The sequence below is a fragment of the Flavobacterium sp. genome, assembly GCF_035292545.1.
Classification (GTDB): Bacteria; Bacteroidota; Bacteroidia; order Flavobacteriales; family Flavobacteriaceae; genus Flavobacterium.
Genome location: NZ_DATDPV010000030.1, coordinates 1 through 3,547, shown reverse-complemented (window position 1 = coordinate 3,547; position 3,547 = coordinate 1). Strand labels below are relative to the sequence as shown.

Below are 3,547 nucleotides of genomic sequence, written 5' to 3'. Positions count from 1 at the left end.
CAAACAGGTGGAGTAGAAGACTTAACAAACATTACTATTACACATTATGTGCTGGATGCTGAAGGAAACCAATTAAGTATTTATGAAGAAAAACACACCAATGGTGATGTAAAACTAAAACAAGAGGAAACCGCCATTTATGGTAGCGACCGATTGGGTGTGGTTGATTATTCAATTTCAAGATTACTGTATACTGCAATTCCACCAGTATATCAACGTACCAATGTGTATGAACACCAATTGGGTAAAAAGATTTATGAAATTGAAAACCATTTAGGTAACGTAATAACAACAGTTACCGATTGGAAAACGGCAGTGGATGATGGTGTGTATGATTTAACCATAGGCACACAAACAAGCACAGTTGCCGATGGTGCGGTTGATTATTTTGAGCCAATCATAGTAAGCGCTACAGACTATTATCCATTTGGAATGCCAATGCCCGGGCGAAGTTTCACATCTTCAACAGGCTACCGTTATGGTTTTGGGGGACAGGAAATGGACAACGAAATAAGTGGACAGGGAAATATGTATACTGCTGAGTATTGGGAATATGATGCAAGGTTAGGTAGACGTTGGAATACAGACCCAATAATTAAAGATTGGGAAAGTCCTTATTCTTGTTTTTCTAATAATCCAATTTATTTCAATGACCCAAGTGGAGCAGATAAAGAGCCACCTAGTTCAGGTGATGAAAATACTTGTGAAAAGTATTCCTCCATTGTACCACGTCTAAACTGAATATCATTGCTGATTAAATTTACGCAAAATATAAATGCTAAAAAATGATAATCACAAAAGAGAACGATACCGAAAAATTTGCAATGATTGAGCGCTGGCAACAGAGCAAACAAACTATTTCACAATTTTGTGTAGAAGAAAATATAGCCACCCATGTTTTTTATTATTGGCACGCTAAATACAGAAAACAAAACAATAAACCAGGAGCGTTTATAAAAATAGCGCCTCCAGTAATTTCTCACACGAAACCAAATTATTGCACAATCCATTTTACAAACGGTATTCGTTTAGTTTTTAACGAACAACCCAACGCAAGTTTTATAAAACAACTGCTATAAAAAATGTTGTTTCATTATCAAATAAAAGACTATTACGTTTATTCGGAGAGTACCGATATGCGTAGTGGTATCGATTCTTTAAGCGGACTTGTAAGAAATCAATTGCAGAAAAATCCCCTGAATGGTGATTTATTTATTTTTGTAAATAAACGCAAAACTCAATTGAAATTACTGCATTGGCAAGGGGATGGCTATGCAGTATTTTACAAACGATTAGAAAAAGGCACTTACGAGTTGCCCACTTTAAACTCAAATTTATCATGTGAAATTAATTCCGAACAATTACTTTTTATGTTGCAAGGAGTTGCGCTAAAAACAGTCCAGAAACGCATACGCTATACACATTTCAATGTTAGTAAATAGTAGAAACATATTCAATATTGTCAATGCTTGCAGCGTATATTTGAGCTGTGATTGAAACGCTAAATAAACTGTCAAAAGATGAACTTATTATAGAGGTTGTTAATCAAAAAGCAGAGAACGAAAATCTAAAGCATCAAATAAAACTTTTTCAAAAGATGGTGTTTGGTTCAAAGCAAGAACAGCACAACGCCATTGAAAACCCTTCACAAACAGCTTTAGAATTTACCGAAAAAGTAGATTTAGATTTACCTCAAGATATAGAAGCGGAAAAAGCAAGCTATCATCGCAAAGCCAAAAACACAAAACGAACAGATTATTCAAAGTTGGATATACCCGCTGATTTAGAGCGTGTAGTTACTATAATTGAACCATTAGATAAAACAGATGGTATGGTGAAAATTGGTGAAGAAGTAACAGAGCTGCTTGCTATAACGCCACAAAAATTTTATGTAAAACAAATTGTCCGCCCAAAATATGCACGAGAAAATAAAGAAGGTGTTGTTATAGCAGCACTTCCATCTCGTCCAGTACAAGGAGGTTTGGTTGATGTAAGTTTATTGACGATGTTATTGCTTGATAAGTACGTTGATCATATGCCAATCTATCGTCAGCAAAAAAAATACGAGCGTTTAGGTATAAAATTAAGCGAATCAACTTTAGGTAATTGGGTCGCAGAATCAATAAAACTATTAGAATATCTGCATATTGAATTAGTAGAACGAGTCAAAAAAAGCAAGTATCTGCAAGCAGACGAAACGCCAATAAAAGTATTGGATAAAGATAAAAAAGGAACTACACATCGTGGATACTACTGGGTATACCATGATGTTGAGAATGGGTTGGTTTTGTATGAATACGACCCAAGCAGAGGACAAGGCGCACCAGGTAAATTTTTAATGGATTATGAAGGTTATTTACAAACCGATGGTTATGCGGTGTATGATGTGTTGCCCAACAAAAAAATAAAATTAGCAGGCTGTATGGCACATGCGCGGAGATATTTTTTTGATGCGCAACAAAATGACAATGCAAAAGCCACATGGATGTTGGATAAACTACAAGAATTATATGCCGTTGAAGATGAAGCAAGGCAATCAAAATATAATCATGAAGAGCGCTTTATTAGCAGACAACAAAAAAGTGTACCATTACTAACTGAAATAAAAAATTGGTTAAACGAAAATCAATTGCAAGTAACTCCGAAAAGCCCAATAGGTAAAGCAATATCATATATGAATGTGCGGTGGCATAAACTAATTTTATTTGCAAGTGATGGGCTCTTAGAAATAGATAACAACCTTGTTGAAAATGCAATTAGACCAATCGCGTTAGGACGGAAAAATTGGTTATTTGCAGGTTCGCATGAAGCAGCAGCAAGAGCTGGAATTATTTACAGCTTTGTCACTTGTTGCAAAAAAAATAATATTGATCCTTATAAATGGTTAGAAGAAACACTAACCAAATTACCCGACACTAAAAAATCTGAACTCCATAAACTATTACCCCTTAAAGCGCAAGACGTGGTATAGTGGAGGGATACTTAACAAATCAATATTGATGAGCATTTGGCAATGATATGTGGCGTAAAAAATTGGAATTTTAATTTTTGTTTGCTTCCAATGGTTCGAAATTGTCGACTAATCGAATAAAAATAATTGTTAATTTTTGGGGTAAAGGAAGTAGTTTGAGGTGTTTAAAAGTATTTTATTTCTGTATTTGAATTTTTTTATTTCAACTTTTAAAAAAAAAATATATTTCTGTTTCAAGAATGTTTCGCTTTTATTTGTTTTCACGAATTTGCCTTAATGCCAAAGATGATAACATTGGATTTCCTTGTTTATCAAAAAACTCAAGCCTCAAGTCAAGAAACAATCTCAATTTCATAGAGCCAAGCATAGCATTAAATTCTTCCACAGTTATTTGTTTAATGGATCCGTCATCTTGCTTAATATTTACCTGCCCTACGTTCATACAAAAAAGTCTTTGAATATTGCTAATTTACAGAAATGATTTTATTGTATTGATTTTTTTTCAAAACAACGAGTGATAGTTAGGTTACGAGAAGGCTGGGAAGGCCTGTCTAATTATATGGGATTAATGCAAAT

General features: G+C 34.3%; 4 protein-coding genes and 1 pseudogene. 4 read left to right on the top strand and 1 reads right to left on the bottom strand.

Annotated elements, in window-relative coordinates:
• The 4 genes and pseudogenes from VI621_RS04640 to tnpC form a co-directional block, all read left to right on the top strand.
• A pseudogene (locus tag VI621_RS04640) lies at positions 1-741 on the top strand (hypothetical protein); the annotation flags it as partial.
• 44 nt (positions 742-785) lie between these two features.
• Positions 786-1,079, top strand: coding sequence for an IS66 family insertion sequence element accessory protein TnpA (gene tnpA / locus VI621_RS04635; RefSeq protein ID WP_324217213.1), 294 nt, complete (start codon positions 786-788; stop codon positions 1,077-1,079).
• Between the two features lie 3 nt (positions 1,080-1,082).
• On the top strand, positions 1,083-1,442 hold the full coding sequence (tnpB, locus tag VI621_RS04630; protein WP_324217212.1) for an IS66 family insertion sequence element accessory protein TnpB: 360 nt from the start codon (positions 1,083-1,085) through the stop codon (positions 1,440-1,442).
• Positions 1,443-1,489: 47 nt separating this feature from the next.
• Entirely contained in the window at positions 1,490-2,971 is a 1,482-nt protein-coding gene (gene tnpC, locus VI621_RS04625) for an IS66 family transposase (RefSeq protein ID WP_324217211.1), read from the top strand.
• A 250-nt stretch (positions 2,972-3,221) separates the two neighbouring features.
• On the opposite strand, the gene VI621_RS04620 is transcribed toward tnpC, so the two are convergent.
• Entirely contained in the window at positions 3,222-3,413 is a 192-nt protein-coding gene (locus VI621_RS04620; RefSeq protein WP_324217210.1) for a hypothetical protein, read from the bottom strand.
• Positions 3,414-3,547: the final 134 nt, after the last annotated feature.